The organism is Streptomyces sp. NPDC091371, assembly GCF_040684275.1.
Classification (GTDB): Bacteria; Actinomycetota; Actinomycetes; order Streptomycetales; family Streptomycetaceae; genus Streptomyces.
The window spans coordinates 1-4,436 of record NZ_JBFBFP010000103.1 but is presented as its reverse complement, the minus strand read 5'-3'; the positions used below and the strand labels follow the sequence as shown (position 1 = coordinate 4,436).

The window sequence follows — 4,436 nt, the reverse complement described above, 5'->3', positions numbered from 1 at the left end:
CCCGCTCTTCCTATCTGTTGCCGGGGGCTCTGCCCCCGGACCCCCGCTCCTCAAACGCCGGAGGGGCTGGGTTTTCGCCGGACGGCAGCAGCCGAATCCAGCCCCTCCGGCGTTTGAGGAGCGGGCTCTGGGGCGGAGCCCCAGGTCTTTGAGCCGCGCCCCCGGGAGGGGAGGGGGCGCGGCCACGGTCAGGGTGACGGGGACGGCGACGGGGACGGCTTCGGCGCGGGCTTCGACACCGGCTTCACCACCGGGTTCGGCTTCGGGAGGTCCGGGGCCACCCACGGCGTGGTCGGGAGGATGTTCTCCGGGCCCCCCGGCGGCGGCGCGGCGATCGCCGCCAGGGCCTCCTTCGCCAGCGGACTCCGCAGCGGGGAGAAGCCCGGGTTGGTGCGCAGGGCCTCCTGCAAGTGGCGCCGCGTCGCCGCCTCGTCGCCGACGCCCCGCTCGATCATCGCCCGGTGGTACGAGAACTCCGCGCTCCGCAGCCCGGTGTCCGTCGCCTTCTTCGCGTACTCCAGCGCCGCCACGTCGTCGCCCGCCTTGTGCAGCGCCCACCCCAGCGCGTCCGCGACCTGCACGCTCTTGTGCCGCGACCACTCCTCCGAGAGCCGCCGCACCGCCGCCGCCGGATCGCCGTGGTCCGCCTCGTACAGGCCCAGCACCACGTCGTCGTCGACCCCGTTCGTGCCGTCGCGGGCCGCCAGCCCGCCCAGCATGTCGTACGCCTCCCGCGCCTCCTCCCCGCGCCCCAGCGACTCCAGCAGCTCGCCGAGCTCCCGCGCCACCTGCGGCACCGGCGCCCGCCCCAGCGCCAGCCGGTAGTCCCGGACCGCCTCCCCGCCCCGCCCCAGCGCGGCCAGCGCGCGCGCCCGGCCGCCCATGGCCTGGGCCTGCGCCGGGTCGGCCCGCAGGGCGCCCTCGTAGTAGCCCAGGGCCTCCTCCGTCTCGCCCCGCTCCCAGGACAGCTCCCCGAGCCGGAACAGCGCGTACGCCTTCTCCGCCGGGGCCTTCGCATCGCCCGCGGCCTGCTCCATCGCCACCGCCGCGTCCTCGCGCCAGCCGCGGTCCCGGTACACCTGCGAGGCCCTCACGTACGCCGCCAGGCCCGGCCGCAGCTCCAGCAGCCGCTCCATCGCCCGCTGCGCGCCCTTGTAGTCGCCGAGCCCCGAGTACGCGTCCACGAGCACCGGGTACGCCGTCCACCGCTGCGGCGCCTGCGCCCGTACGAGCTCGCCCCACTTCTTCCCGGTGCCGAAGTCCCGCCGGGCGTTGGCGAGGCTGCCCATGCCCGTCATCGCGTCGAAGTTGCCCTTCTCGGCCGGGCGGAGCTCCAGCGACCGCTTCAGCGCCTTCTCCGCCTTCGGGTACCAGCCCGAATCGGCCGTGCGCCGCGCCTGCTCCAGATAGGCCGCGCCCAGCACGGCCCACGACGCCTCGTCGTCGGCGTGCTTGGCGAGCCACTTCTCCCGGTCCGCGACCAGCGCCGTCAGGTCCACCGCCGCCACGGGCGCGCCCATGCCGACCGCCGACGCGGCCCGCTCGCTCGGCCCCGGCGGGCGGGCGTCGTCACCCGTCCGGGCCGGCCTGATCAGCAGGGCCCCGGCGATCAGGACCACCGCGACCGCGGCCGCCACGAGCGTCTTGCGGCCGGTGAAGGTCACGGGCGGCGCCGGCTGCTGTGCTTCCTCGACGATGTCCATACGCTCCATGGAGTCACTGTGCGTCAATATGAAGATCCCGCCGCGGTGTCCGAAGAGGGTCGTCGGCGTGTTCACACCGATGGCCCCGACTGCCACTCTGGTCACATGGACGACCTCTACGCGCGCCTGCTGGACGGACTCCCCGCCGAGGCCCTGCTCACCGACCCGCAGGTGACCGCCTCCTACGCCACCGACATGGCCAGCTTCTGCCCGGCGGGCGAGCCCGCCGCCGTCGTCCTGCCCCGGACCGTGGAGCAGGTCCAGCACGCCATGCGCACCGCCACCGCCCTACGGATCCCCGTCGTCCCGCAGGGCGCCCGTACGGGCCTCTCCGGCGGCGCCAACGCCTCCGACGGCTGCATCGTGCTCTCGCTCGTCAAGATGGACCGGATCCTGGAGATCAGCCCCGTCGACCGGATCGCCGTCGTGGAACCGGGCGTCGTCAACGCCGTCCTCTCCCGCGCCGTCGCCGAACAGGGCCTGTACTACCCGCCCGACCCCTCCAGTTGGGAGCAGTGCACCATCGGCGGCAACATCGGCACCGCCTCCGGAGGCCTGTGCTGCGTCAAGTACGGCGTCACCGCCGAGTACGTGCTCGGCCTCGACGTGGTCCTGGCCGACGGACGCCTCCTGCGCACCGGCCGCCGCACCGCCAAGGGCGTCGCCGGCTACGACCTCACCCGCCTCTTCGTCGGCTCCGAAGGCAGCCTCGGCATCGTCGTCCAGGCCGTCCTCGCGCTCCGCCCGGCCCCGCCCCGGCAGCTCGCGCTGGCCGCCGAGTTCCCCTCCGTCGCGGCCGCCTGCGAGGCCGTCTGCGCCGTCATGGAGGCCGGGCTGACGCCGTCCCTCCTGGAACTGATGGACCGTACGACCGTCCGCGCCGTCAACGCGCTCGGCAAGATGGGCCTCCCCGAATCCACCGAGGCCCTCCTCCTCGCGGCCTTCGACACCCCGCACGCCCCCGAGGACCTCGCGGCCGTCGCCGACCTGTGCACGGCCGCCGGGGCCACCGACGTCGTGCCCGCCGAGGACGAGGCGGAGTCCGAACTGCTCCTCCAGGCCCGCCGGATGGCCTTCCCCGGACTGGAGGCCCTGAGGCCGGCCACGATGATCGACGACGTGTGCGTACCGCGCTCGCGGCTCGCGGAGATGCTGGACGGCACGGCCGCCATCGCCCGCGCGCACGACCTGCTCATCGGGGTCTGCGCGCACGCGGGCGACGGCAACACCCACCCGATCGTCTGCTTCGACCCCGCCGACGAGGACGAGACGCGCCGGGCCCGCGAGTCCTTCGGCGAGATCATGGCCCTCGGCCTGTCCCTCGACGGCACGATCACCGGCGAGCACGGCATCGGGGTGCTCAAAAAGGAGTGGCTGGCCCGGGAACTCGGCCCGGTCGGCCTGGAAATGCAGCGGGCGGTCAAGTCCGCCTTCGACCCCCTGAACCTCCTCAACCCGGGCAAACTCTTCTGACGGCGTCACAGCTCACCGTCCGACTCGTCCGAGGGCCACGGATCGCGCAGCCACAACTCATCCGCCGGCGTCGGGGCGAGCAGCTCGGCCAGCGCGTCGTCCAGCCCCAGCCGCTCGGCCTCGGTGCCGGGCGGCACGACGCGCAGGGTCCGCTCCAGCCAGGCCGAGACCGACGCGGCGGGGGCCTCCAGCAGCGCGTCCCCGTCGGGTGAGCTGAGCGCCATGCAGAGCACGGACGCGTTGTCGACCTTGGTCGGCCAGATCCGTACGTCCCCGTGACCGCACGGCCGGAACACCCCCTCGACCAGCAGCTCGCGGGCGAAGGTCCAGTTCACCGGGGTGCTGGAGCCGGTGTGGAAGGTGATGTGCACGGCGTACGGGTCGTCCGTGAGGTAGAGGAGCCGGGCGGGCACGGGGAGGGAACGCTCGGGGGACAGGACCAGCTTCAGTTCCAGCTCGCGCTCGATGACGGGGTGGTGGTGCATGACGGCCTCACTTCGCGGTGTCGCTGTGGGACCGGGATCTGGCCCCACACCGGGAGAGAGCGCCGAAGTCCCCACCCATGACGCGACTTCCGCGGATTGGCCGGATTCTGTCGGCTGACCGAAACTCGCCTTCGCCCGAAGGTTTGGATTCTCCCGTTACCACCCATGCCGCACAGGGGTTCTTGGCTATGGTCCTCCCTTGCGCAAGCCTCAAGCCACGAACGGAGTTGGGGACATTGACGGCCTCCCCTGGTGACGGAGAGCACGTGGCCCGAGAGGGTTACTACCCCGATCCGTCCATCCCCGGGTTCGTCCGGTACTGGAACGGCCTGTCCTGGGTACCGGGTACGAGCCGCCCCGCCGAACCGGCGGCGTGGCAGGCCGACCCGGTCCACCAGGAGGGCTTCGGCGGCCCGCGCGACCGCCGCGTCTCATGGGGCAGCGAACCGAACCCGGACCGCCCGGGCATCTCCCTGGTCCGCCCCCAGGAACCGGCCGGCGGCACGGGCGACGACCGGTTCCGACGGGGACGGGCGGGCGGCGGGGCGTCCCCGCAGGACGGCGAACACATCCCCGCCCCCGCCAGCCCTGCCGAGGAGGACCGGTTCCGACGGGGACGGGTGGGCGGCGGGGCGTCCCCGCAGGACGGCGGACACGACGCGGCCCCCGGCCCCGCCGACGCCGAGGAGGACCGGTTCCGACGGGGACGGGTGGGCGGTGGGGCGTCCCCGCAGGACGCCGAACTGGGCCACCCTCGGCCCTCCGACCCCTGGAA

Annotated in this window: 4 protein-coding genes; 2 read left to right on the top strand and 2 right to left on the bottom strand. The window is 73.9% G+C overall.

The annotated features are described in order from the left end of the window. Positions 1-188: 188 nt before the first annotated feature. A complete protein-coding gene (locus AB0O21_RS40285) occupies positions 189-1,712 on the bottom strand; it encodes a tetratricopeptide repeat protein (protein ID WP_365180950.1) in 1,524 nt (507 codons plus the stop codon). Between the two features lie 96 nt (positions 1,713-1,808). Between AB0O21_RS40285 and AB0O21_RS40280 the strand changes: the two genes are divergently transcribed. Beyond that, positions 1,809-3,176 (top strand): FAD-linked oxidase C-terminal domain-containing protein, encoded by a 1,368-nt coding sequence (locus AB0O21_RS40280; protein WP_365180947.1) that lies wholly within the window; start codon positions 1,809-1,811, stop codon positions 3,174-3,176. Between the two features lie 5 nt (positions 3,177-3,181). Here AB0O21_RS40280 and AB0O21_RS40275 read toward each other — a convergent pair whose 3' ends face one another. Continuing rightward, complete coding sequence (locus AB0O21_RS40275) at positions 3,182-3,661, bottom strand: SsgA family sporulation/cell division regulator (RefSeq protein WP_365180944.1); 480 nt, start codon at positions 3,659-3,661, stop codon at positions 3,182-3,184. Between the two features lie 266 nt (positions 3,662-3,927). Between AB0O21_RS40275 and AB0O21_RS40270 the strand changes: the two genes are divergently transcribed. Continuing rightward, positions 3,928-4,436: DUF2510 domain-containing protein (locus AB0O21_RS40270; RefSeq protein ID WP_365180941.1), on the top strand; the 509-nt coding region annotated here is incomplete at its 3' end.